This is a genomic window from Tenacibaculum sp. Bg11-29 (assembly GCF_002836595.1).
In the GTDB taxonomy this organism is placed as follows: domain Bacteria; phylum Bacteroidota; class Bacteroidia; order Flavobacteriales; family Flavobacteriaceae; genus Polaribacter.
In genome coordinates this window covers 1,443,894-1,467,466 of the sequence record NZ_PJBB01000003.1, presented here as the reverse complement: position 1 = coordinate 1,467,466, position 23,573 = coordinate 1,443,894, and the positions used below count along the sequence as shown (strand labels likewise).

The window sequence follows — 23,573 nt, the reverse complement described above, 5'->3', positions numbered from 1 at the left end:
CTTTATATAAATTTTAAAACAAGTGTAACTAAAGCAATTCCTACTGTCGTTATTAAAACACCTCTTGCTCTGTAATCTTGATTCTTTTTTAAAAACACCCAAAAAACAAACAAATTAGGGATTGCCGCCAAAGCCAACACAGGTCCTAAAACACCACCCTTTCTCACTTTTTTAAAAGTTTCAGTTACATTATCATCTGATATAAATTCTAAATAAATAAAAAGTCCGCAGCTAGTAGCTATTATAGACATTAAAATTCCGATAAGAACTTCTTTTCTTATATTTCCCATGAATTTATTTTTTGTATTGCGTGATGTGCAGTCATATCAAACTGAACTGGAACCATTGATATATAACCATTTTCTAATGCCCAAATATCAGTATCTTGACCTTTGTCTCTATTTACAAACTCTCCAGACAACCAATAATATTCTTTTCCGTGAGGGCTCTTTCGTTTCTCGAAATCTTCTTTCCAGTACCCATTTGCCTGACGACAAACACGAACTCCTTTTAATTCACTTTCTTTTAACTTCGGAATGTTTACGTTTAAAACTACCCCTTCAGGTAATCCATTTAATAAAACATTTAATACTATTTTTTCAATGAATTTTTTTGCCGCTCTAAAATCAGCATGCCAATCAAAATCTAATAATGAGAAACCAATTGCAGGAATTCCTTCAATACCTGCTTCAACAGCTGCACTCATCGTTCCTGAATAAATAACGTTTATTGATGAATTTGCCCCATGATTAATTCCTGAAACACATAAATCTGGTGTACGGTTTAAAATTTTATTCTTTGCCATTTTAACACAATCTGCTGGCGTACCAGAGCAACTATACTCTATTTGTGGTCCTTCATCAATTGTAATAGGGTTACAATGCAATACGTTATTAACAGTAATTGCATGTCCCATACCGCTCTGTGGACTATCAGGAGCTACAACTACTACGTCTCCTATTTTATTCATTATTTCAATAAGCATACGAATACCTGGAGCGGTAATTCCATCATCATTAGTTACCAAGATTAAGGGTCTTTCTTGCATAGTATGTAAGTTTTACAACAAATGTAACATAAAAAAAGCATTCTTATTTTAACATTTCCTAAAGACAGATTCCTTTATTTTATGTGTAAAATTGTAGTAGTCAAAGAGAAACAAAAAAGCGTATTTTATTACTTATATAGTTCCTATTATTATTTCTACATTTATTTAGTGAACATATACTTAAATAAGCTAGTATACTTTATTGTTTTTAAAAAACGGTTAATTATTTAAAGATGAGTACTATTAAATTACCCAGATTAAAAAATAAGTATAAGTAAAGCACCTAAAAATTAAAAAAATGGCATTATTTTAGTAGATTAGTAATGCAAATACACCTTTAAAAAGAAAAAAGATACATGAAGACGAGATATATCATTCCACTTTTAGCAATTACATTATTATTCTCAAATACAATATTCTCAAATACAATCTCTGAAAAAGACCCTGAAAAGGATCGCGTAATTATATATGTCTTAAAAAATATTCTAAGTAGATACCATTATGTTCAAAAAGAATTAAATGATGATTTCTCTGAGCATGTTTATAATACGTTTATTGATGGTTTAGATCCTAGCAAAAGATATTTCACTCAAGAGGATCTAAAAGAATTTTCTCAATTTAAATATCAAATAGATAATCAATTAAAAGACACTAAAATAGATTTCTACAAATTGGTCTACAATCGTTTTTTGAAGAAACTAGGTACTGCTAAAAATAATTACCGCTCTTTATTAACGCATTCTTTTAACTACAAAAAAAATGAAGTAATAGATGTAGATTATGAAAAAATTCCTTTTGCTAAAAATGAAAGTGAATTAATTGATTATTGGAGAAAACAATTAAAACTATCTATATTAAGTAGAATTGAAGATGCCGAAAATCAACAAAAAGAAAAACTTAAAAAAGATAAGGCATTTAAAAAGAAAACATTCTCAGAATTAGAAAAAGAAGCTCGAAAAGAAGTTTTAAAAAACATGAACGAGTTATATGAACGTATTGATGAACTTGAAAATTCTGATTGGTATTCTACTTTTTTAAATAGTATTGTTAGTGGATTTGGACCACATACAACCTATATGTCTCCTCGAATAAAATCTCGTTTCGACCAAGAAATGTCTGGTAAATTAGAAGGTATTGGAGCCCGTTTACAAAAAAAAGGTATTTATACACATATTGTTGAACTTATTTCTGGTGGCCCTGCATGGAAGCAAGGTGAATTAGAGCCTGATGATATTATATTAAAAGTAGCACAAGGTGATGCTGAACCTTTAGATATTGTTGGAATGCGTTTAGATGATGCTATTAAGTTTATAAAAGGTAAAAAAGGAACTGTAGTTCGTTTAACTGTTAAGAAAAAAATTGATGGTTCAACTAAAATTATTCCAATTACTAGAGATGTTGTTGAGCTTGATGAAACTTTTGTAAAATCGAGTATTGTTGAAAAAAATGGTAAAAAATATGGCGTTATCGATTTACCAAGATTTTATATTGACTTTAATGATTTAAGCCGTAGAGATGCTGCTAAAGACATGGAAAAAGAAATTGAACGTTTAAAAAGTGAAAACGTAAAAGGTTTAATTGTTGATTTACGTGATAATGGAGGTGGCTCTTTAAAAACCGCTATTGAAATTGGAGGATTATTTATTAAAAAAGGTCCTATAGTACAAGTTAAATATAGAGATGAAGAACCAGTAATTAAAAATGATACTGATTCTAAAATTCAGTGGAATGGTCCTTTAGTTGTTATGGTTAATGAATTTTCTGCTTCGGCTTCTGAGATTTTTGCAGCTGCAATGCAAGATTATAAACGTGGGGTAATTATTGGAGGTAAACAAACCTATGGTAAAGGAACCGTACAAAACGTTTTACCTATTAATCGTTTTTACGAACAATACCCTAGTGATTTAGGAGCTTTAAAAATGACCATTCAAAAATTCTATAGAATAAACGGTGGATCTACTCAAATTGAAGGTGTATACTCAGATATTTCATTACCGACTAGATATAGTTATATGAAATTTGGCGAACGTGATTTAGACGGTGCTCTACCTTGGGATAAAGTTCAGCAAGCAAAATATAGTGCACTAAACTCATACAGTAATTATAGAGATGTTGTTTATAGTAGCCAGCAACGAGTGTTAGGTGATGAGAAATTTAATAAAATTAATGAGTATGCTAAATGGTTAAAGAAAAATCAAGAAGAGAGAGTTTATTCTTTAAACTATAATGCTTACAAGAAAGAAAGTAAAGTAAAAGTAAAAGAAGCTGAACAATTTAAAGACATATTTAAGTTTGATTCAAACCTGACTTTTAACTCACCTAAATATGAATTAAATTTATTTTCAAAAGATACGGTTTTAAAAGAAAAACGTATTGTCTGGCATAAAAACTTAAAGAAAGATATTTATTTAAACGAAGCGTTAAATGTGCTAAGTGAACTTAAAATGAGTAAAAACTATACGATTGTAAAGCAATAAAAAAAGCAGCCATATGGCTGCTTTTTTTATTTATATTTTACACTTAATTAAATAACATTTAAATTTACAACTAGTCCCTCATTAGAACGAACGTTAAAAACTCTTTCGTCTTCAAATATTAAATACTGTCCTTTTATTCCTACTAACTTACCTGTATAAGTTTGTTCCTTCACTATATTTAAACTTTTAGGTTTTAATGGGTATTTTTTTACAGGAAAATTAATTAATGTTTCTTTATTATTTTCAATAATATACTGTTGTGCTTCTTCGGGAATAAAACTTTGTAATTTTTCTTTCCAAGCAACCAAGTTTTCATCATCAATATCATTTTTCAACATTTTTCGCCAATTGGTTTTATCAGCGACATGCTCTTTTAAAGCAACCTCTGTAATTCCTGCTAAATAACGATTAGGCACCTCAACAATTTCAATTGCTTCGTGTGCTCCTTGATCTATCCATCGTGTTGGTACTTGTTGCTTTCTTGTAACCCCAACTTTTACATTACTAGAATTTGCTAAATAAACTATATGGGGTTTTAATTGTACGCTCTTTTCATATTCTAAATCACGATCTTCTTCACCTAAATGCGCTTTACTTAATTCAGGTCGCATAATCCAATCTCCCGCATTTGGTGTTTCAAAAAAACATTTTTTACAAAACCCTTGACGATACACTTCTTTCTCTAAATGACAATTTAAACATTCATAAGTAACAAAACTTAATGTTATTTCTCTGTTTAACAACTGATTTACATTTATAAAATCAGACTTCATGTCTAAATAATATTGAACCGTATCTAATTTTTCGGTTGTCATTTTTTTTAAAACTCCTTGGTACTGCATGTCTTAAATTTTATTACTTTTAGCTTTACAAACTTACTGTAAAAAAACTAAATTAAGAGTTAATCTATGTCGTTTCCATTTATAAATTCAATCATCTCTTGGTTTTTAAAAAAACGAAAACATCAAGTAGAGTTATTTTTAAAATATCCTATTGATGTTCAAAATGAGTTGCTTCAAAAACTATTAAATACTGCTAAGAATACTGAATTCGGAAAATCGCATAAATTTTCTTCCATAAAAAATTATACTGATTTTTCTAACATTGTACCTATTCAAAAATATGAGAGTATTGAACCTTTAATTGAGCGATGTAGAAAAGGGGAACAAAATTTATTTTGGCCCACTCCTATTCATTGGTTTGCAAAAAGTAGCGGAACAACAAATGCTAAAAGTAAGTTTATACCTGTTAGTGACGAAGCTCTTGAAGATTGCCATTTAAAAGCAGGGAAAGACATGTTGTGTTTATATATTAATAACAATGTAGATACACAAATGTTTACAGGTAAAGGCTTAAAGTTAGGTGGAAGTACTGCTATTTACGAAGATAACAATTCGTATTTCGGTGATTTATCAGCAATTATAACAGAAAATTTGCCTTTTTGGGCAGATTTTAGCTCTGCTCCTAGCTCAGAAGTTTCATTAATGGCTGAATGGGAAACTAAAATGGAAGCTATTATTGAAGAAACCATTAATGAAAACATTACAAGTTTAGTTGGTGTTCCTAGTTGGATGCTAGTGCTTTTAAACCGTGTTTTAGAAAAAACCGGTAAAGATAATATTTTAGAAGTATGGCCTAATTTAGAAGTCTATTTTCATGGTGGTGTAAACTTTAACCCATATCGAGAACAGTATAAAAAATTAATCCCGAAAAAAGATTTTAAATATTATGAAACCTATAATGCATCAGAAGGTTTCTTTGGTATTCAAGATCTAAATAACTCAGAAGAATTACTACTAATGTTAGATTATGGAATCTTCTATGAGTTTATTCCTATGAATGAATATAATGGTGAAAACTCAACTACAATTCCGCTTTCTAAAGTAAAAAAAGATATTAATTACGCGATAATAATTACTACGAATGGTGGTTTATGGCGTTATTTAATTGGTGACACTATTAAGTTCACATCAACAGATCCGTATCGTATAAAAATTACTGGTAGAACCAAACATCATATTAATGTTTTTGGGGAAGAATTAATTATTGAAAATGCAGAAGAAGCCTTAAAATCTGCAAGCGAAAAAACCAATGCAAGTGTTAAAGATTATACTGTTGGCCCTGTTTTTATGGATGATAACAAAAGTGGCGCACATGAATGGGTAATAGAATTTAGTAAACCTCCTGAAAATCTTAAATATTTTACAGAATTACTTGATAATGCTTTAAAATCTATCAATTCAGATTATGAAGCAAAACGGTATAATAACATGACTTTAGCAATGCCTATTATACATGAAGCTCGTAAAGGTTTATTTTATGATTGGTTAAGGGAAAAAGGAAAGTTAGGTGGGCAACATAAAGTACCCCGTTTATCTAACAAACGTGATTTTGTTGATGAATTACTTAAATTATAAGTTATGAATTCTTTCTTAGAACAAAATGCCTCTTTATTATTAGAAGATCCTGAATTAGCAGCAGCTTTTCAAAATATAATGAAATTTGAAAAATACCCAAAACATCACATTCTACATGAAGCTGGTAAAGTTTGCAGTTATATGTATGTAATTACATCTGGTATTGCTCGTATATTTTATTTTAAGGAAGACAAAGATGTTACCGTTCATATTTCAGCTGAACAAGAAACTGTTACAGCTATAGATAGTTTTATTCAACGTAAAAAAAGCAAATATACTATTGAAGCCTTAGAAGATTTAGAGGTTTTAAGAATTGCACATGCCGATTTAGAAAACCTGTTTGAAATAAACCCAAAATTTGAACGCTTTGGTAGATTCTTTTTACAGCAAATTTATATCGAGCTTGTTGAGCGAATTGATGATTTGCAGCTACATACTGCACAAGAACGTTATGAAATTTTATTAGATAAAAAACCGTATCTTTTTAAAAGAGTTTCAGCAAAACACATTGCTTCTTTTTTAGGTATGACTCCAGAAACTTTTAGTAGAATTAGAGCAAAGTAGTTTTCTTGATAATTGTCAAGAATATATAGCAGACTATAAAATACCTTTGTCTTATAATCTACAATTATGATAATAGCAGACGCTTTACAACAGTTTTATAAAGAAAATAATTTTGCAAAAGATGGTGGTGAAAGTGAAGGCACTTTTAACTTAAAATTTAAACTATTCACTTTAAAACTCCCTAATTCTCAATTCAGAAAAGAAGTCGTTCACATTCATGATATTCAACATATTTTATATAATTGTGACACAACATGGAAAGGAGAAGCCTTTATTGCGGGCTGGGAAATATCAACAAATTTATGGAAACATTTCCCTATCGGCTTTATGAGTTTATGGGCAATGGGGTTTTCTTTATTAAACTACCCTAAAGAGGTTTATAAAGGTTATAAAGCTGGAAGAAAAGTAACGGGAATTATTGACTTACAACTTAACAAACAACAATTATTAGCTTTATCAGTTAAAGAATTAAAAGAAAAAATTCAAAAGAAAAACACGGCTAAAATGGGTGTTATTCAATTTACAGGTTTTATTTTTTGGGCTTTTATAAGTATTATAGTTTTTTTGTTCCCTATTAGTCTAACACCTCTTTTATTGCTATTTTAATAGGTAACTGATATTGTGATATAACAGGTATACCTCTTTTAAACGCGGGTATTATTATGGGTAATTTTTGAATTACATTTTTTAAAACACTATCCAACTGAGGTAATTGTTTATTAATTTTATTTGATGCTGTAATTTTTTTTAATTTAAAACTACCTTCTGCATCAATTAGTAAATCAATTAAAATAGTTTCATTAATAAACTCTTCTGTTCTAAAATTATGTGCTACTAAAGATTCTTGAATTCTTTTATTTATTTCTTTTCTAAAACAAGTTTTTTTTGCTTTTACAGGTAAATCTTTACATTTTTTAAAACTTGGTGAAATGTCTACTTTCGAGTAATCAACAACTGTATTTACTTCATTTTTTTTAGGTTCTTTAAAAAATGAGTCGCATGATAAAAATAATAAAGAAATTATAAGAAAAGCAACATAACAATACCTCATCTCATTGATTTTGAGATGAAAGTACGAAAAATTGTTTTATTCTAACACTTCTCCTTTCAAGAAATAATACTTTTTAATTTCTTTAAGTCTAATTTTTGCTTGACTAGTTAATAAAGAATCTTTTTCTTCAAACTTATTCATATAAGTTTTGTAAAATTTATAAGCTATTTTCTTGTCTTTATAAAAACTTTCTGTTGTATTTGCAATCTGAAATAAAGCTCGGTAATTACTTCTATTTTCTTTGTAAGCATCTTTATATGCTTTTATTTCCTCTTTTGGCTTATTTAATTTTTCATAAGCTCTTGCTAATTGATAATACTCTATATCTCGGTATTCTTTACCTATAAAAGTAGCATACATGTAATTATACATTGCTTTTTTATATTCTTTTTGATCAAAATTTATATCTCCTATATAGGTGTAGGATTTAAAATCTGATTTATCAACTTTTAATGCTCTCTTAAAATGTTCTTTTGCCCTTTCATAATCTTTTAACTTGTAAAAAGTACGTCCTAACATTTTATATGTATAATGTTCATTTGGTTGCAAAGAATCTATTTTTTATAATAAATTAATAGCTGATAGATAGTCTTTTTTTCTATATAGGTTATTAATTTTAAGTTTATTTAATGCTATATGGTTCGTATTAACTTTTAATCCTTTATTTATAAATAAATTAGCTGAATCTTTATCTCTTAAAAAAGTGTAAGCCAATGCTAATTGATGAATTGCGTTTATATGCTCATCGTCTTTCTCATATGTTTTTAAAAAACTATTAATTTTTAAATTTCTATTTTTAAGCATCGCATATACAATTCCCATTTGATAATGATAATTTGCATTACTTCTATCTTTTTCTAGTAATTCTTTAAAAATAATTTTTGCTTTTAAAGCCTGTTTAGTTTTTAAGTACAATTTACCAAGTTGATAGCTTATCAATAAGTTGGCTGAATCTTTTTTTAGTATTTTTTGATAGATTGAAATTGCTTCGTTCAATTTTTTTTCTTTCTGATAACTTTTTCCTAAACTAATTTTCGCGCTATAATCATCTTTTAACAACAGTGCTTTCTCAAAATATTTTGTAGCTAACTTATAATTATCAATCGATGTATAAATAGCTGCAATTCTTTTATTTGATTGAAAAGTAGGTTCTTGTTTTTTTAATAAAATAATTGCTTTTTGGTATCGTCCAATATGCACCAAACTATCTATGGATGTAAAAACCGAAGTTTGTGCTTCGGCTTTTAAGAATCCAATTACAAGAACAATAATTAAAATTCTCTTTTTCATATAAATTTACTCTACATTAAATGTTATTGGCAATGTGTAACCTACTCGTACTTTTTCACCTCTTTGTTCTCCTGGTTTCATTTTTGGTAATTTTTTAGCCACTCTAATAGCTTCTTCTTTTAATGCTGGGTGAGGTGCACGTGCTTTAATATCAATGATACTTCCGTCTTTATCAATTTTAAATTGTACATAAATTCGTTTTTTACCACCTTTTAACCCCAATGTGTTTGCCAATTTAACATTGAAATTATCTACTACAAAACGCTGAATACTTATATTTAAACACTTTTTATCCCCCTCTTCACAGCCAGGGTATGTTGGTGCTTTTTCAATAATTGAAAATGGAACATCCTCTCCTTCTTTATAACTTTCTTTTTTAATTTTAGAGAAATCAAATAAATGAGCTACAACTTTTCTACCATTGAGTCCTGAAAAAATCTTCAACTTCATTATTGATGCTGCTTTACTAGAACTAACCTTATCATTTAATCTTAAAAATTCTTGTTTTTCATCTTCTGATAAATCTTTTACTGATAATTCCTTTCCTAAATCAACTTTATTATCTCCGTAATAAAAATCTAGAAAACTAGTCTTCTCTCCTTTTAATGAAGTTAAGTTCCCTTCTTTACTATTGTAAATTGTTGTCAATTCTTTTTCAACTCCTAGTTCTTTATTCTCATTACAAGAGGTATATAATACCATACTCACTAATAACGGAATTAACAATAAATACTTTAATTGTTTAATTTCTTTTGATCTTCCTTTTGTCATCATAATAACTCTTTTTTTGATTAATGAATGCTTATAAAATTGATTTATAAATGAAATGTTCTCTACTTGAAAAATATCAGAGAGTAGATTATTTATATAGTTTTCCTTTTTTGTGGTTTTGCTAACTACATCGTCTGAAATATATTCATGAACTAAGGTTATCCTTTTTTGATACATATATACCATCGGGTTAAACCACATAAGTATTCTAAGGAGTTCAAAAAACAATAAATCAAATGTGTGCTTTTGTGAACTGTGTACTAACTCATGTTGAATTATCTTTTTTTGTTTTTCCGTAGGAATTCCTTTTCCTAAAAATATATAATTGAAGAATGAAAATGCTTTTGAATTTTCTGGTAATAAGACGAGTTTATAAGTATGTCTATTTTCACTTCCGTATTTAAAAATTAACTGAATTATTCGCTGTAGCTTTATTATAAAAATTAAAAAGAAAAGTGTACTTCCTATAACAAATAATACATCTAAATAATTTACAGACTGATACCAAACAGCTTTTTCTATTACCTTTTGTGGAGATAAAACTACTTCTGGTAATAATATTGAATATTCAATCGGAACCGCTTTTTTAAGTGTTGGTATTTTTAACAGCGGTAATAAGAAAGAACCTATTGCTGTACTTAACAAATACCATCTGTTTTTAGTAAAAAAAGTCTCTTTACTCAAAAAGAAATCATACACCGCAACAAACAATACTTGAAATAAAATTACTTGAATTATATAATTTATCATTGCTTTTTATTTTTATCAACTTCCTTTAAGATACTTTCCAATTCTTGGATATCCATTTTGTTTTCTTTCATAAAAAACGATACCATACTTTTAAATGAACCTTCAAAATACCCATTCATTAATTTATGTAAACTCTCGTTACTATAGTCAGATTTTTCAACCAGTGGATGGTATACAAAACCTCTTCCTTTTGGTTCATGCCCAACGAAATTTTTAGTTTCCAAAATTCTAATAATTGTTGATACGGTATTATATGCTGGTTTTGGCTCTGGTAATTCTATTATTACTTCTTTTACTGAAGCTGTTTTTAAAGTCCATAACACTTGCATTATTTGCTCTTCTGCTTTTGTTAATTGTTTACTCATGCTATTATTTTACTTTTATCTTCCTCAAATGTAACTAAAAAATTAGTTTAAACTAATTTTTTAGTTGTAAATATTTGTAACAAAGCTTTCATACCTTCGTCATATAGTTATAAAACCTAGTATTTTTCAAAAAAAAAAAATTAACCTATGGATATTCTTTTAACGATACTTGGCTTTCTATTTGTATGCCTAGGTATTATTGGTGCTTTTTTACCTGTATTACCTGGCCCTATTACCAGTTGGCTAGGCTTATTGTTACTTTCTTTAACGAAAGCAGTACCGCAAGATTGGTTGTTTTTAGGAATTACCTTAGCTATTGCTATAATTATTTTTTTTCTAGATTATATGATTCCTGCTATGGGTGCCAAACGTTTTGGAGGCACTAAATATGGTGTTTACGGTACAACTATTGGGCTTATTATAGGTTTGTTTTCTCCAATACCATTCGGAATAATTATTGGTGCTTTTTTAGGTGCACTTATTGGTGAGTTAATTTATGACAGTAAAGATACTAACAGAGCAATTAAAGCTTCTTTTGGTGCGCTTTTAGGTTTTATTACTTCTGCAACCATTAAATTTTTGATTGCTGCTGTTTACTTCGTGTTATTTTTTACAAAACTTTGGGAGTATAAAGATGCTCTTATATAATATACAAAACTTACGAGGTTAGTTTAGTCCCGATTGTAGTATTTACTTGAACTCCTCGTAGAGAGCGAGTGCGAAAAACGGGAAATAGCTTCAAAAAAAATTAGGAATAAAAAAAAAGCGTCCCATTTCAGGGAAGCTTTCCATTGGTTAACAAAACCATGACACTATTTAAAGTGCCTAACAACACAACTAAATGCTACTTTAAAAAAAAGCAGCCTGCAAATATACAACCTTTTTTAATATCTTCAAGTTTTATTTTCCTTTTAACATAAAACCTGTTATTGTTAATTCATTGTTTAATTCTGCAATTGATTGTATCTTTACAGCTTCATTAAAAATTATAAAAAACAACCCATGCAATTATCAGAACAAGAAGTTGTACGTAGAGACAAATTAGGGAAATTACGTGAATTAGGTATTAATCCGTACCCTGCTGATTTATTTCCATTAGATTCAAATTCAAAAATTATAAAACAGGAGTTTGAAGAAGGGAAAAAGGTGATAATTGCCGGTCGATTAATGAGTCGTCGTATTCAAGGAAAAGCTTCTTTTGCTGAATTACAAGATAGTGAAGGTCGTATTCAAGTTTATTTTAACAGAGACGAAATTTGTACTGGTGAAGATAAAACTTTATACAACGATGTATATAAAAAATTATTAGACATTGGTGATTTCATTGGTATTGAGGGTGAGTTATTCACTACTCAAGTTGGTGAAAAAACAGTAATGGTTAAAGGTTTTAAATTATTAAGTAAATCTTTAAAGCCGCTACCTTTACCAAAGGTTGATGCAGAAGGGAACACTTTTGATGGATTTACAGATCCTGAGATGCGTTACCGTCAGCGTTATGCTGATTTAGTAGTAAACCCACACGTAAAAGAGGTTTTCGTAAAGCGTACAAAATTATTTACAGCAATGCGTAACTTTTTTAACGATGCTGGTTATTTTGAGGTTGAAACACCAATTTTACAACCAATTCCTGGTGGTGCTGCTGCGAGACCGTTTATTTCTCATCATAATGCCTTAGATATTCCGTTATACATGCGTATTGCAAACGAGTTATATTTAAAACGTTTAATTGTTGGTGGTTTTGATGGTGTTTATGAGTTTTCTAAGAACTTTAGAAACGAAGGGATGGACAGAACTCATAATCCGGAGTTTACTGCTATGGAAATTTATGTAGCTTATAAAGACTACAATTGGATGATGGACTTTACTGAAAAGTTATTAGAGCATTGTGCTATTGCAGTAAACGGAACAAGTAAAACAACTTTTGGTGAACATGAAGTTGATTTTAAAGCGCCGTATGCAAGAGTTACTATGGCCGATTCTATAAAGCATTTTACAGGATTTGACATTAATGGAAAATCTGAGAGTGAGCTTTTTGAAGCTGCTAGAGCAATGGGAATTGAAGTTGATGCGACCATGGGTAAAGGAAAATTAATTGATGAAATGTTTGGTGAAAAGTGTGAAGGAAATTACATTCAACCTACTTTTATTACTGATTATCCGAAAGAGATGTCTCCTTTATGTAAAGAACACAGAGACAACCCTGAATTAACAGAACGTTTTGAGTTAATGGTTTGTGGTAAAGAAATTGCAAATGCATATTCTGAATTAAACGACCCTATTGACCAACGTGAACGTTTTGAAGCGCAGCTTAAGTTAGCTGAACGTGGTGATGATGAAGCTACTGAGTTTATTGATCATGATTTTTTACGTGCTTTAGAGTACGGTATGCCTCCAACATCTGGTTTAGGTATTGGTATGGATCGTCTAGTTATGTATTTAACTAACAATCCGTCTATTCAAGAGGTATTATTTTTTCCTCAAATGAGACCTGAGAAAAAGGCTCCTTCTATCGAGTTAAATGATGATGAAAAAGCTGTTTTAGCGATTGTTGAGAAAGCAGAAAAAATTGACTTAAATAACTTAAAAACACAATCTGGTTTATCTAACAAAAAATGGGATAAAACGATAAAAGGTTTAACTAAAAATAAATTAGCTAAAGTTGAAAAAACGGAAGAAGGTTTATTTGTTGAATTAGTATAAATATTTTCTTTTATAAAATTAAAAAGCAACCCTTTCTTTGGGTTGCTTTTTTGTTTGATTATAGTTAATTACTGAGTAATGAAAACCAATATCTCTTGTATTATTTATAAATGGATAAACAACACCCATTCTTTACCTAGAATAACGAAATACAGTTCAGAAGCATTTCATATAATAATTATACATACAAAATGCTCTGGAAATGAAATCAGAGCATTTTTTTAAACTTATGCCTCAAATAAATTAGGGGTGTTCTTAATTACCACAAGCCCCAAGATTGTTCCATCCGTTAGATGCTCTTTGGTATAAAGTTCCTTGAGAGGTTACTTTATCTCCTACAGAATAAGAAGAATTACCATTATATGCAGCAACACCATCACATATATCAGCTGGAGTTGAAGCGCCACATGCACCAAGGTTAATCCATCCGCTAGATGTTCTTTGATATAAAGTTCCTTGAGAGGTTACTTTATCTCCTACAGAATAAGGAAAAGATCTACCTTTATATGGAGCTACACCATCACAAATATCACCAGTAGGAGGCGTTGTATCTGCTTTAGGATATACTTCAGCAATATATTCTTTATCTATTACTGATAATTTGTTATTATTTCCTACAGAAAAATTATCAAGAGTATGCGCGTTTCTTACAGAATAGTGCATTATTGATTTTGGATCATATTCACTATAGTTTGTCGTGTTTTTATCAAGACGTCTAAATAAATTATGATCTACTTTTTGTTTATCCCAATAATTAGGTGCCCCTGCAAAGTACTTATACACAGCTGGTTTATTCCATTTAATTCCTGCAACAGGGTTTTGATGTTCGTGGCTTAAACCAAGTGCATGTCCGAATTCATGAATTGTAGTACTTCTAAACCCTCTATCACTAGACCCATCATCTTCATATCCTAAATTCATAGACTGTCCTCCACCTTTAGATTGAGTTCCTAACCTAGACCAATGCCCTCCAGCTTTATTAAAACGAATTCTAATGTCTGCAGAACTATTTGATGATACCCATTTAAATTTAATATTTGCATATTTTTCCCATTCTGATGCGTATTCTTTTGCCCTAGCTTGATAATTAGCGCTTCCATTTAAAAAACTTACTGTAATAGTCTGTCCATTTTTCCAATGCAATGATGGAGTACTTACACCTCTTGATTTATCATCATTTGAATTCTTCATCTCAAATAGACACATACGAGCTTCTTCTACAGATGTAACAGGGTCTACTTCAATAACTTCTTCAGAATTACTTTCACAGTTGTAAAGTAAAAACGAAAGGGCTGTCATTAAAACAACTTTCATTAAATTTAATTTTTTCATAATTGATTATATATTTTAGTTAATAAAAACAACTTAAATCTTAACCCTTTATTGCATAACTATCCTTTTTTATTAACATTTATTTAATGTTTAATATATTTTTTTAACTAAAAAAACAATATTTCAATAAAAAAAGCAAGATTATAATTATCCTTATAAAAACATTAATAATCAACTTCAAAACCTTACTTTTAATGCCTTTTATTAAAATATATAAACAAAACTTACTTATAATACAACACTTAACGACAGTATTTTAAAGAGAAATAGCGCACATAAAAACCTATTAATTTCTTTAAAATTGAGATTCATTCACATAAAGCTAATCTAAAATTTCGTAAAATATTTTTAAACAGCTTATATTTAATTCCTATGTCATAAAAATAAAGAACTATCGTAGTATAAATAAAAAATACTCCGGAAATAAAACCGGAGCATTTTTTGAAAAATATTTTTTAATCTAAAAATTAGGCATGCTATTAATTAGCACAAGCCCCAAGATTAGTCCAGTCATTACGTGTTCTTTTGAAGACATATCCTTTAAAGATTACTTTGTCTCCTACAGAATAAGAAATATTACCATTATAGTTAGCAACTCCTTTACAAATGTTACCTCCACCAGTATTAGCTCCACCAGGGTATACTTCTGAAATATACTCTTTATCAATTGCAGATAACTTATTATTATTTCCTACAGAAAAACCATCAAGAGTATGGCTTGCATTTACAGGATAGTGCATTATTGATTTTGGATCATATTGACTATAATTCGATGAATTTCTGTCAAGCTGTGCAAATATATTAGAATCTACCGTTGCTTTACTCCAGTTATTAGGAGGCGCTGCATAATAATTATATACTACAGGTTTATTCCACTTAATTCCTGCATTAGGGTTTCGGTGTTCATGATTTAAACCAAGTGCATGACCGAATTCATGAATTGTAGTACTTCTAAACCCATAAGTACTAGAGCCATTATCTTCATACCCTAAATTCATAGAATGACTATAATCCTTAGAATCAGTTCCTAAATTAGACCAATGTCCTCCATTCGCGTCAAATTTAATCTTAATATCCGCCTGACTATTTGATGATACCCATTGAAATTTAATGTTTGCATATTTTTCCCATTCTGATGCGTATTCTTTCACCTTAGATTGAAACCTAGTAGTTCCGTTTAAAAATTTCACTCGAATCGTTTGACCGTTTACCCAATGCTTTGTTGGAGTACTTACACCTCTTGCTTTATCTCCTTCTGCATTCTTTACATCAGATAAACACATAGAAACCACTTCTACACCTGCAACAGGCGCAACTTCTACAATTTCTTCAGAATTGCTTTCACAGTTATAAAGTAAAAGCGAAACGGCTGTTGCTAAAACTAGTTTAGTTAAATTTAATTTTTTCATAATTGATTATATGTTTTAGTTTATAATTGAGATAGAGAACACCAACGACACAGCTTTATTGTATTGATGTCATTTTTTTTTAACACATATTAACTATTTCATGTATTTTTTTAACTAAAAAAACAACATTTTAATAAAAAAAATAAAACTCTAGTTATCTTTAGAAGAACATTAATAATCAGCTTCGAACTCTTATTCTCAGTGCCTTTTTATTAAAAAAATATAAACAAATTTTACTTATGATACAGACTTAACGACAGCTCAAATTGATTATTTTATAAAAGATAATTATTTTTCAGAACTTTCGTATTTTATGAAAAAATTGCTCCAATACTTATTATTGATTTGTGTTACTCTATACTAACATTTTTAATTATAATTTCAATATTTTGTAGGTTACTACTATTTTTATATTTTAAAGAGAAATAGCACACATAAAAACCTATTAATCTCTTTAAAAATTGATGTTTATTATTTAAACATCTTCAAAACAAGGAAAAAGTAATATTGATAGCGTTGGTATTTGACTGACAAGGTATAGTAATGCTATTTTAACTTTTAAAAGCTCTTTAAAGAACATAATAATACTTTAAATAGCAGCTATTGAGAGTTATTAAAACAGGTATTCATTAATATTTACATAAAGCTAATCTAAAATTTCGTAAAATATTTTTAAACAGCTTATATTTAATTCCTCAGTCATAAAAATAAAGGGCTATCGTAGTATACATAAATGGGTAAATAAAAAATACTCCGGAAATAAAACCGGAGCATTTTTTGAAAAATATTTTTTAATCTAAAAATTAGGTCTACTATTAATTAGCACAAGCCCCAAGATTAGTCCAGTCATTACGTGTTCTTTCAAAGACATTTCCTTTAAAGATTACTTTGTCTCCTACAGAATAAGAAGTACTACCATTATAGTTAGCAACTCCTTTACAAATGTTACCTCCACCTGTATTATTAGCTCCTCTAGGGTATACTTCAGCAATAAATTTTTTATCAATTGCAGATAACACATTATTATTTCCCACAGAAAAATTATCAAGAGTATGTCTTTGAAGTACAGTATAGTGCATTATTGATTTTGGATCATATTCACTATATTTCGATGAATTTTTTCTAAGCTGTCCAAATATATTAAAATCTACCGTTGCTTTACTCCAGTTATTTGGAGGTCTTGCATACTCTTCATACACTACTGGTTTATTCCATTTAATTCCTGCAAGAGGGTTTTGATGCTCATGACTTAAACCAAGTGCATGCCCAAATTCATGAATTGTAGTACCTCTTAACCCATAAGGAATAGGGCCTCCATTATCATGATAGCCTAAATTCATAGAATGGTTACGCGCCTTAGAATCAGTTCCTAAAGCAGACCAATGTCTATCTCCGCCAATATAAACCTTAACATCCGCAGGACTATTTGGTGACACCCATTGAAATTTAATGTTTGCATATTTTTCCCATTCTGATGCGTATTCTTTCACCTTAGCTTGAAACCTAGTACTTCCGCCTAAAAATTTTACTCGAATCGTTTGACCGTTTACCCAATGCTTTGATGGAGTACTTACACCTCTTGCTTTATCTCCTTCTGCATTCATAATATCAGAGAAACACATAGAAGCTACTTCTGCTGCTGCAACAGGTTCAACTTCTACAACTTCTTCAGAATTACTTTCACAGTTATAGAGTAAAAGCGAAACTGCTGTTGCTAAAACTAGTTTAGTTAAATTTAATTTTTTCATAATTGATTATATATTTTAGTTTATAATTGATAAGAGAACACCAACTATACATTTTTATTGTATTGATATCGTTTTTTTTTAACATTTATTAACACTTGTATTTATTTTATTAACTAAAAAATTAACATTTCAATAAAAAAAATAAAATTCTAATTATTTTTATAAAACATTAAAAATAAGCAACACCCTCTATTTAGACTGCCTTTTATTAAATAATATAAACCAATTTTCACTTATGAGACACACTTAACGACAGCTTAAATTGCTCACATAAAACCCTATTATTCTCTTTAAAAATTGATACTTATTATTTTAAACATCTTCAAAATAAAGAAAAGTAATATTGGTAGCGTTGGTATTTCACTGACAAGATATGGTAATGGCTATTCTAACTTTTAGAAGTTCTTTAAACAGCTTATATTTAATTCCTCTGCCATAAAAATAAAAGACTATCGTAGTATACATAAGTGGGAAATAAAAAATACTCCGGAAATAAAACCGAAGCATTTTTTTGAAAAATATTTTTTTATCTAAAAATTAGGTCTGCTATTAATTAGCACAAGCCCCAAGATTAGTCCAATCATTAAGTGTTCTTTTGAAGACATATCCTTTATGGATTACTTTGTCTCCTACAGAATAAGAAGTACTACCATTATAGTTAGCAACTCCCTTACAAATATTACCTCCACTTGTATTACTAGCTCCTCTAGGGTATACTTCAGAAATAAATTTTTTATCAATTGCAGATAACTTGGTATTATTTCCTACAGAAAAACCATCAAGAGTATGTCTTGAGTTTACAGTATAATGCATTATTGATTTTGGATCATATTCACTATATTTAGATGAATTTTTGTTAAGCTGTTCAAATACATTAAAATCTACCATTGCTTTAGTCCATTTATACCAAGCTGCATAATCCTTATACACTTGTGGTTTATTCCACTTAATTCCTGCAAGAGGGTTTTTATGTTCATGATCTAAACCAAGCGCATGTCCGAATTCATGAATTACAGTACGTTTAAAGCTATAAGGAATAGATCCGCCATTATCTTGATACCCTAAATTCATAGAATGTTGAGAACGCTTAGAATCAGTCCCAAAATTAGACCAATGTTTATCCCCTCTAATATGAATCTTAATATCTGCAGGACTATTTGATGATACCCATTTAAATTTAATATTTGCATATTTTTCCCATTCTGATGCGTATTCTTTCACCTTAGCTTGGAACCTAGTAGTTCCACTTAAAAATTTCACTCGAATCGTTTGACCGTTAACCCAATGCGTTGATGGAAGACTTACAGCTCTTGATTTATTTCCTTCAGCGTTCTTGATATCAGAGAAACACATAGAAGCTACTTCTGCAGCTGCAACAGGTTCAACTTCTACAACTTCTTCAGAATTACTTTCACAGTTGTAGAGTAAAAGCGAAACTGCTGTTGCTAAAACTAGTTTAGTTAAATTTAATTTTTTCATAATTGATTATATATTTTAGTTTATAATTAAGAAGAGAACACCAGCGACACACCTTTATTGTATTAATTTCATTTTTTTTTAACAATTATTAACATACATATGTATTTATTTAACCAAAAAAATAGCATTTACATAAAAAAAGAAAAATATAATTATTCTTAATAAAAATATTAATAATTAGCATTAACAACATTACCCCCTTATTACAGCTAGCTTTCATTAAAGTATATAAACAAATATTACTTACAACTCAGACTTAACGACATGTCAAATTGATTATTTTGTAAAGGGTAATTATTTTTTAAAACTTTCATGTTTTATGAAAAAATTACCTCAATAATTATTTTTAACTCATTGATTTGTACACTTATTAGAATTATCAATATAGAATTGTACTAGTAATTTCAATATTTTGCATGCAACTACTATTATTTTTTTTTTGATTTTGATTTCTTACTGACTAACTTAATTACTGTTGGGTATAAATAATTAAAACTGACTTCCACTTAAAAAATTCAGGCATAGTAGAATAGCAACTAACCTTCCACAAAACGATAAACTAACAACCATCGCCACCAATAACTAATTCAAATTGTTGGTTAACTGTTTCTCCTTCTGTGTTTTTTGCAGGTGACCATCTAGGCATCTTATATAGTAATTCTTTTATTGAAGCATCTACTGATTTAATACCTGTAGATTTTGTAATATTTACATCGGTAACCTTACCTTCTTCATTTACTATAAAGTATGCCGTAGCATTTTGCATTGGTTTAAATTGCCAGTTTATTATTTCTTGGCTACTATTTTCAACTAGATATTCTTTTAATGTGTTATTATCATCAATAAAGCTTGCTGCAACTTCAGGAACAACTGTTAACAGTATATTTGTTTCATTCGTATTCGTACTATTTGTTAATGAATTTTTGCTTTTATACACAACTCTAACGAGTATATCATCACCAGTATTTGCATTTTTAAAGAGCGTTATTTGTTTTTTATTTAAAGTAATATCTTTACCTAAAATTTTAATTTCGCTGTTCTTTGTTATTCTATATATTTCTACTAAAACATACTCCCCTATCCAATTAGAAGGAAAATGTGCTACAATGTCTTCTAAGGTTTTAGCTTTACTTAATTTACTTTTTGTTATCGTTCTATTACTTGCTCCTCTTACAAAATAATTAAGTGTTACTTTGGGTGTATCATTAATATTTAGGTCTATACTCTTGCTACTAGAATTTGTAATAGCTAAACATTCTTTTTTTATTTCACTTTTATCTATAAAACTAAAAGCTGTAAAACTTCCTATAATTACTAAAATTCCTATAACCGCTAATCTTTTCATAAGTAAATGATTTAATATTTGTTAGATACTATAAAGATACTAGGTAAGCTGTAACTCACTAAAAATGAAATGTAAAAAAAGTGTAAAAGAAGTGTGAAAGAAATGTGAACTCTAAAAAACAGTTTTAAAATCATTAAAAAATCTAATTTAAAGACTAGTTTCTTATTCAATATTTTAAATTAGCATAAAACCAAAAACACTTCACTAAGTGAAAAATACAACTCAAACATTTAAAGAAATTAACGCTTCTGAAACTTTACCTATTCGACACAAAGTTATGTGGCCAAATAAACCTCTGGAATATGTTGAATTACCAAATGACGCAAACGGAAAACATTTTGGTTTGTTTGTAAATGAAGAAATAACATCAATAGTTTCTTTATTTACAGAAAATAATGAAGCTCAATTCAGAAAATTTGCAACATTAATAGAATACCAAGGTTTTGGGTACGGAACAATATTATTGAACAAAGTAATTGACTTAATAAAAAAAGAAAAAACTGCAAAACTATGGTGTAATGCTCGGGTAGAAAAAGCAAAATTCTATGAGAGATTCGACTTACAAACTACAGATAAAAAGTTTACAAAAGGTGGAATTGATTATGTTATAATGGAAAGAGTATTTACTTATAACTAATATAAAAATAATGCATTGTATTTAATCGAAACTTAGCAGTTCTCAAAACTAGTAAGTTTCGATTAAAATATCTTTATAAATTACCTTCTTCTTCTTTTATTTTTAGGAGCGCTATATTTTTTACTTTCTCTTTCCTCAGTTTTAGAACCGTTATTATTCTGCCCTTCTTTTATGTCAGCTTTAGAAGCTCTATAATTTTTACTTTTACGTTGATTAAAAGGAACAGCATCATCAAAAGTATTTTTAGCATCTTTTGCAGCATTATTCTTTTTCCAAGAATTGTTTTCAGGTAACAAAACTTTTAATAAATCTTGTCTTCCTACTTTATTAAGCGTGTTACGAATCCAATCTTTGTTCTCTTTTTTATACCAAAAGAAAAACTTGTGTTGATCTTCTTTTTCTTTAGCTGTCTTAGGTGTTTTAGTTGGCTTTAAAGTATATGGATGATATCCACTATAATAAATTACCGTAGCAACTGTCATTGGTGTTGGCGTAAATCCCTGTACTTGCTCTAACTGAAAACCCATTTCTTTTGTTTCGGCTGCTAAATTTGCCATATCCTCTTTTTCACACGCTGGGTGATTAGAGATAAAATAAGGTATTAGTTGAAGCTTTAATTTTTTCTTTATATTAATACGGTCAAATCGTTCTTTAAACATGTGAAAATATTTAAATGACGGCTTACGCATTAACTTTAAAACAGGATCAGAAGTATGTTCTGGCGCTACTTTTAATCGTCCAGAAATGTGATTTGTCATTACCTCTTCGGTATAGGCATCTAATTCTTTCGGATCTGCATTTTTATTAAACTCTGGCACCAACATATCATGTCGAATTCCACTTCCAATAAACGATTTCTTTATTTTCGGATGCTTATCAACTGCTTGATATAATTCTGTTAATGGCTTATGTGAAGTATCTAAATTACTACAAATTACAGGTGAAATACAAGACGGAGCAACACATTTATCACAAATAGATTGTATTTTACCTTTCATCTTATACATATTCGCAGATGGCCCACCAATATCAGATAAATATCCTTTAAAATCATCCATCTCAGCAACCTTATCTACCTCTCTTAAAACAGATTCTTTACTACGACTTGCTATAAATTTTCCTTGGTGTGCAGAAATTGTACAAAAACTACAGCCTCCAAAACATCCACGGTGAATGTTAATAGAAAATTTTATCATTTCAAAAGCAGGAATTGGTCCTCGCTTATGATATTTAGGATGCGGCAAACGTGTAAAAGGTAAATCGAAAGATCCGTCTATTTCCTTTTCAGTCATTGTAGGATATGGAGGATTTATCATCAATCGCTTATCTCCTACTTGCTGAAAAATACGTCGCGCATTTAACTTGTTTGATTCTTGCTCTATTACTTTAAAGTTAGACGCAAATGTTTTTTTATCCTTTAAACAAGCTTCATGAGAATTGATTTCTATGTCTTCCCAATTTTTATTTTTAGGAATATCCTCTCCTTCCTCAACAAAAACAGCTGTTTGTTTAATCGTTTTTAAACTCGAAAACGGAACTCCTTTTTGTAACAACTCTACAATTTCTCGTAAAGGCTGCTCTCCCATTCCGTACACCAACATATCTGCTTTAGATGTTTCTAAAATCGATGGTAATAATTTGTCAGACCAATAATCGTAATGTGTAACACGACGTAACGAAGCTTCTATACCTCCAATTAAAATTGGTGTATCAGGAAATTTTTCTTTTAATATTTTTGAATATACTGATGTCGCATAATCAGGTCTAAACCCTTTATCACCATTTGGTGTGTATGCGTCTTTATCACGACGACGTTTACTAGCCGTGTAATTACTCACCATAGGATCCATACACCCGCCAGTAACTCCAAAAAACAAACGTGGTTTCCCTAACTTCTCGAAATCTTGTAAATTATCATTTACACTAGGTTGTGGTACAATTGCGATACGCAACCCATAACTTTCTAGTATACGCCCTATTACTGCAGGACCAAATGATGGGTGATCTACATATGCATCTCCACTAAAAAGAATTACATCTAATTCTTCCCATCCTCTTAACTTAACCTCCTTATTTGTAGTCGGTAACCAATCTGAAACTCGTCTTATTCTCATGCCGCTGCAAAGGTACAACGTTTTAGTTGATATTACGGTTCTTAAAATGGTGTTAAATAAGTAACAAAAAGTGTAA

Annotated in this window: 21 protein-coding genes; 7 read left to right on the top strand and 14 right to left on the bottom strand. The window is 29.4% G+C overall.

Translation table 11 applies throughout. The annotated features are described in order from the left end of the window. Nucleotides 1-2: 2 nt before the first annotated feature. Together CXF68_RS06535 and surE are read right to left on the bottom strand one after the other, a co-directional pair. The gene (locus tag CXF68_RS06535; protein WP_101043527.1) at nt 3-290 is read right to left on the bottom strand and encodes a hypothetical protein; all 288 of its coding nucleotides are present in this window, start codon (nt 288-290) and stop codon (nt 3-5) included. Beyond that, nucleotides 278-1,048: a 5'/3'-nucleotidase SurE gene (gene surE / locus CXF68_RS06530; RefSeq protein WP_028887182.1), complete on the bottom strand. Its 771-nt coding sequence runs from the start codon at nt 1,046-1,048 to the stop codon at nt 278-280. The genes CXF68_RS06535 and surE overlap by 13 nt, the downstream gene beginning before the upstream one ends. A 356-nt stretch (nt 1,049-1,404) precedes the next feature. On the opposite strand from surE, the gene CXF68_RS06525 reads away from it, so the two are divergent. After that, nucleotides 1,405-3,525 carry a carboxy terminal-processing peptidase gene (locus CXF68_RS06525; RefSeq protein ID WP_101043526.1) on the top strand — a complete coding sequence of 707 codons (2,121 nt, stop codon included), beginning with the start codon at nt 1,405-1,407 and terminating at the stop codon, nt 3,523-3,525. A 47-nt stretch (nt 3,526-3,572) separates the two neighbouring features. On the opposite strand, the gene CXF68_RS06520 is transcribed toward CXF68_RS06525, so the two are convergent. Further along, entirely contained in the window at nt 3,573-4,367 is a 795-nt protein-coding gene (locus CXF68_RS06520) for a DUF2797 domain-containing protein (protein WP_101043525.1), read from the bottom strand. 66 nt (nt 4,368-4,433) lie between these two features. On the opposite strand from CXF68_RS06520, the gene CXF68_RS06515 reads away from it, so the two are divergent. The 3 genes from CXF68_RS06515 to CXF68_RS06505 all read left to right on the top strand — a co-directional run bounded on the left by CXF68_RS06515 (nt 4,434) and on the right by CXF68_RS06505 (nt 7,112). Further along, nucleotides 4,434-5,942, top strand: a complete 1,509-nt coding sequence (locus CXF68_RS06515; protein WP_101043524.1) for a GH3 auxin-responsive promoter family protein — start codon at nt 4,434-4,436, stop codon at nt 5,940-5,942. A 3-nt stretch (nt 5,943-5,945) separates the two neighbouring features. Continuing rightward, nucleotides 5,946-6,506, top strand: a complete 561-nt coding sequence (locus tag CXF68_RS06510) for a Crp/Fnr family transcriptional regulator (RefSeq protein ID WP_101043523.1) — start codon at nt 5,946-5,948, stop codon at nt 6,504-6,506. Between the two features lie 66 nt (nt 6,507-6,572). Continuing rightward, entirely contained in the window at nt 6,573-7,112 is a 540-nt protein-coding gene (locus tag CXF68_RS06505; protein ID WP_101043522.1) for a hypothetical protein, read from the top strand. Here CXF68_RS06505 and CXF68_RS06500 read toward each other — a convergent pair. From CXF68_RS06500 to CXF68_RS06480, 5 genes are read right to left on the bottom strand one after another with little or no spacing between them, the layout of a single operon-like run. Then, entirely contained in the window at nt 7,081-7,557 is a 477-nt protein-coding gene (locus CXF68_RS06500; RefSeq protein ID WP_101043521.1) for a hypothetical protein, read from the bottom strand. The genes CXF68_RS06505 and CXF68_RS06500 overlap by 32 nt on opposite strands. A 36-nt stretch (nt 7,558-7,593) precedes the next feature. Beyond that, on the bottom strand, nt 7,594-8,106 hold the full coding sequence (locus tag CXF68_RS06495) for a tetratricopeptide repeat protein (RefSeq protein ID WP_198553762.1): 513 nt from the start codon (nt 8,104-8,106) through the stop codon (nt 7,594-7,596). 12 nt (nt 8,107-8,118) lie between these two features. Continuing rightward, nucleotides 8,119-8,847, bottom strand: a complete 729-nt coding sequence (locus tag CXF68_RS06490; protein ID WP_101043519.1) for a lipopolysaccharide assembly protein LapB — start codon at nt 8,845-8,847, stop codon at nt 8,119-8,121. Between the two features lie 6 nt (nt 8,848-8,853). Further along, nucleotides 8,854-10,368 (bottom strand): energy transducer TonB, encoded by a 1,515-nt coding sequence (locus tag CXF68_RS06485; protein WP_101043518.1) that lies wholly within the window; start codon nt 10,366-10,368, stop codon nt 8,854-8,856. Beyond that, nucleotides 10,365-10,733 (bottom strand): BlaI/MecI/CopY family transcriptional regulator, encoded by a 369-nt coding sequence (locus CXF68_RS06480; protein ID WP_101043517.1) that lies wholly within the window; start codon nt 10,731-10,733, stop codon nt 10,365-10,367. Before CXF68_RS06480 ends, CXF68_RS06485 begins: the two co-directional genes overlap by 4 nt. A 147-nt stretch (nt 10,734-10,880) precedes the next feature. Here CXF68_RS06480 and CXF68_RS06475 point away from each other — a divergent pair, with 147 nt between their 5' ends. Together CXF68_RS06475 and lysS are read left to right on the top strand one after the other, a co-directional pair. Beyond that, nucleotides 10,881-11,381 (top strand): DUF456 domain-containing protein, encoded by a 501-nt coding sequence (locus CXF68_RS06475; protein ID WP_101043516.1) that lies wholly within the window; start codon nt 10,881-10,883, stop codon nt 11,379-11,381. Nucleotides 11,382-11,735: 354 nt separating this feature from the next. Further along, nucleotides 11,736-13,433, top strand: a complete 1,698-nt coding sequence (gene lysS / locus CXF68_RS06470; RefSeq protein ID WP_101043515.1) for a lysine--tRNA ligase — start codon at nt 11,736-11,738, stop codon at nt 13,431-13,433. Nucleotides 13,434-13,688: 255 nt separating this feature from the next. Here lysS and CXF68_RS06465 read toward each other — a convergent pair whose 3' ends face one another. From CXF68_RS06465 to CXF68_RS06445, 5 genes are all read right to left on the bottom strand, one after another. Next, nucleotides 13,689-14,765: a M12 family metallopeptidase gene (locus CXF68_RS06465; RefSeq protein WP_101043514.1), complete on the bottom strand. Its 1,077-nt coding sequence runs from the start codon at nt 14,763-14,765 to the stop codon at nt 13,689-13,691. Nucleotides 14,766-15,244: 479 nt separating this feature from the next. After that, nucleotides 15,245-16,174 carry a M12 family metallopeptidase gene (locus CXF68_RS06460; protein ID WP_101043513.1) on the bottom strand — a complete coding sequence of 310 codons (930 nt, stop codon included), beginning with the start codon at nt 16,172-16,174 and terminating at the stop codon, nt 15,245-15,247. 815 nt (nt 16,175-16,989) lie between these two features. Then, the gene (locus tag CXF68_RS06455; RefSeq protein WP_101043512.1) at nt 16,990-17,922 is read right to left on the bottom strand and encodes a M12 family metallopeptidase; all 933 of its coding nucleotides are present in this window, start codon (nt 17,920-17,922) and stop codon (nt 16,990-16,992) included. Nucleotides 17,923-18,471: 549 nt separating this feature from the next. Further along, nucleotides 18,472-19,401, bottom strand: a complete 930-nt coding sequence (locus CXF68_RS06450) for a M12 family metallopeptidase (protein WP_101043511.1) — start codon at nt 19,399-19,401, stop codon at nt 18,472-18,474. 559 nt (nt 19,402-19,960) lie between these two features. Continuing rightward, nucleotides 19,961-20,746: an energy transducer TonB gene (locus tag CXF68_RS06445; RefSeq protein ID WP_101043510.1), complete on the bottom strand. Its 786-nt coding sequence runs from the start codon at nt 20,744-20,746 to the stop codon at nt 19,961-19,963. Nucleotides 20,747-20,954: 208 nt separating this feature from the next. Here CXF68_RS06445 and CXF68_RS06440 point away from each other — a divergent pair, with 208 nt between their 5' ends. Then, a complete protein-coding gene (locus CXF68_RS06440; protein WP_232771619.1) occupies nt 20,955-21,383 on the top strand; it encodes a GNAT family N-acetyltransferase in 429 nt (142 codons plus the stop codon). An 80-nt stretch (nt 21,384-21,463) separates the two neighbouring features. On the opposite strand, the gene CXF68_RS06435 is transcribed toward CXF68_RS06440, so the two are convergent. Further along, complete coding sequence (locus CXF68_RS06435; protein ID WP_101043509.1) at nt 21,464-23,497, bottom strand: YgiQ family radical SAM protein; 2,034 nt, start codon at nt 23,495-23,497, stop codon at nt 21,464-21,466. Between the last annotated feature and the right edge of the window lie 76 nt (nt 23,498-23,573).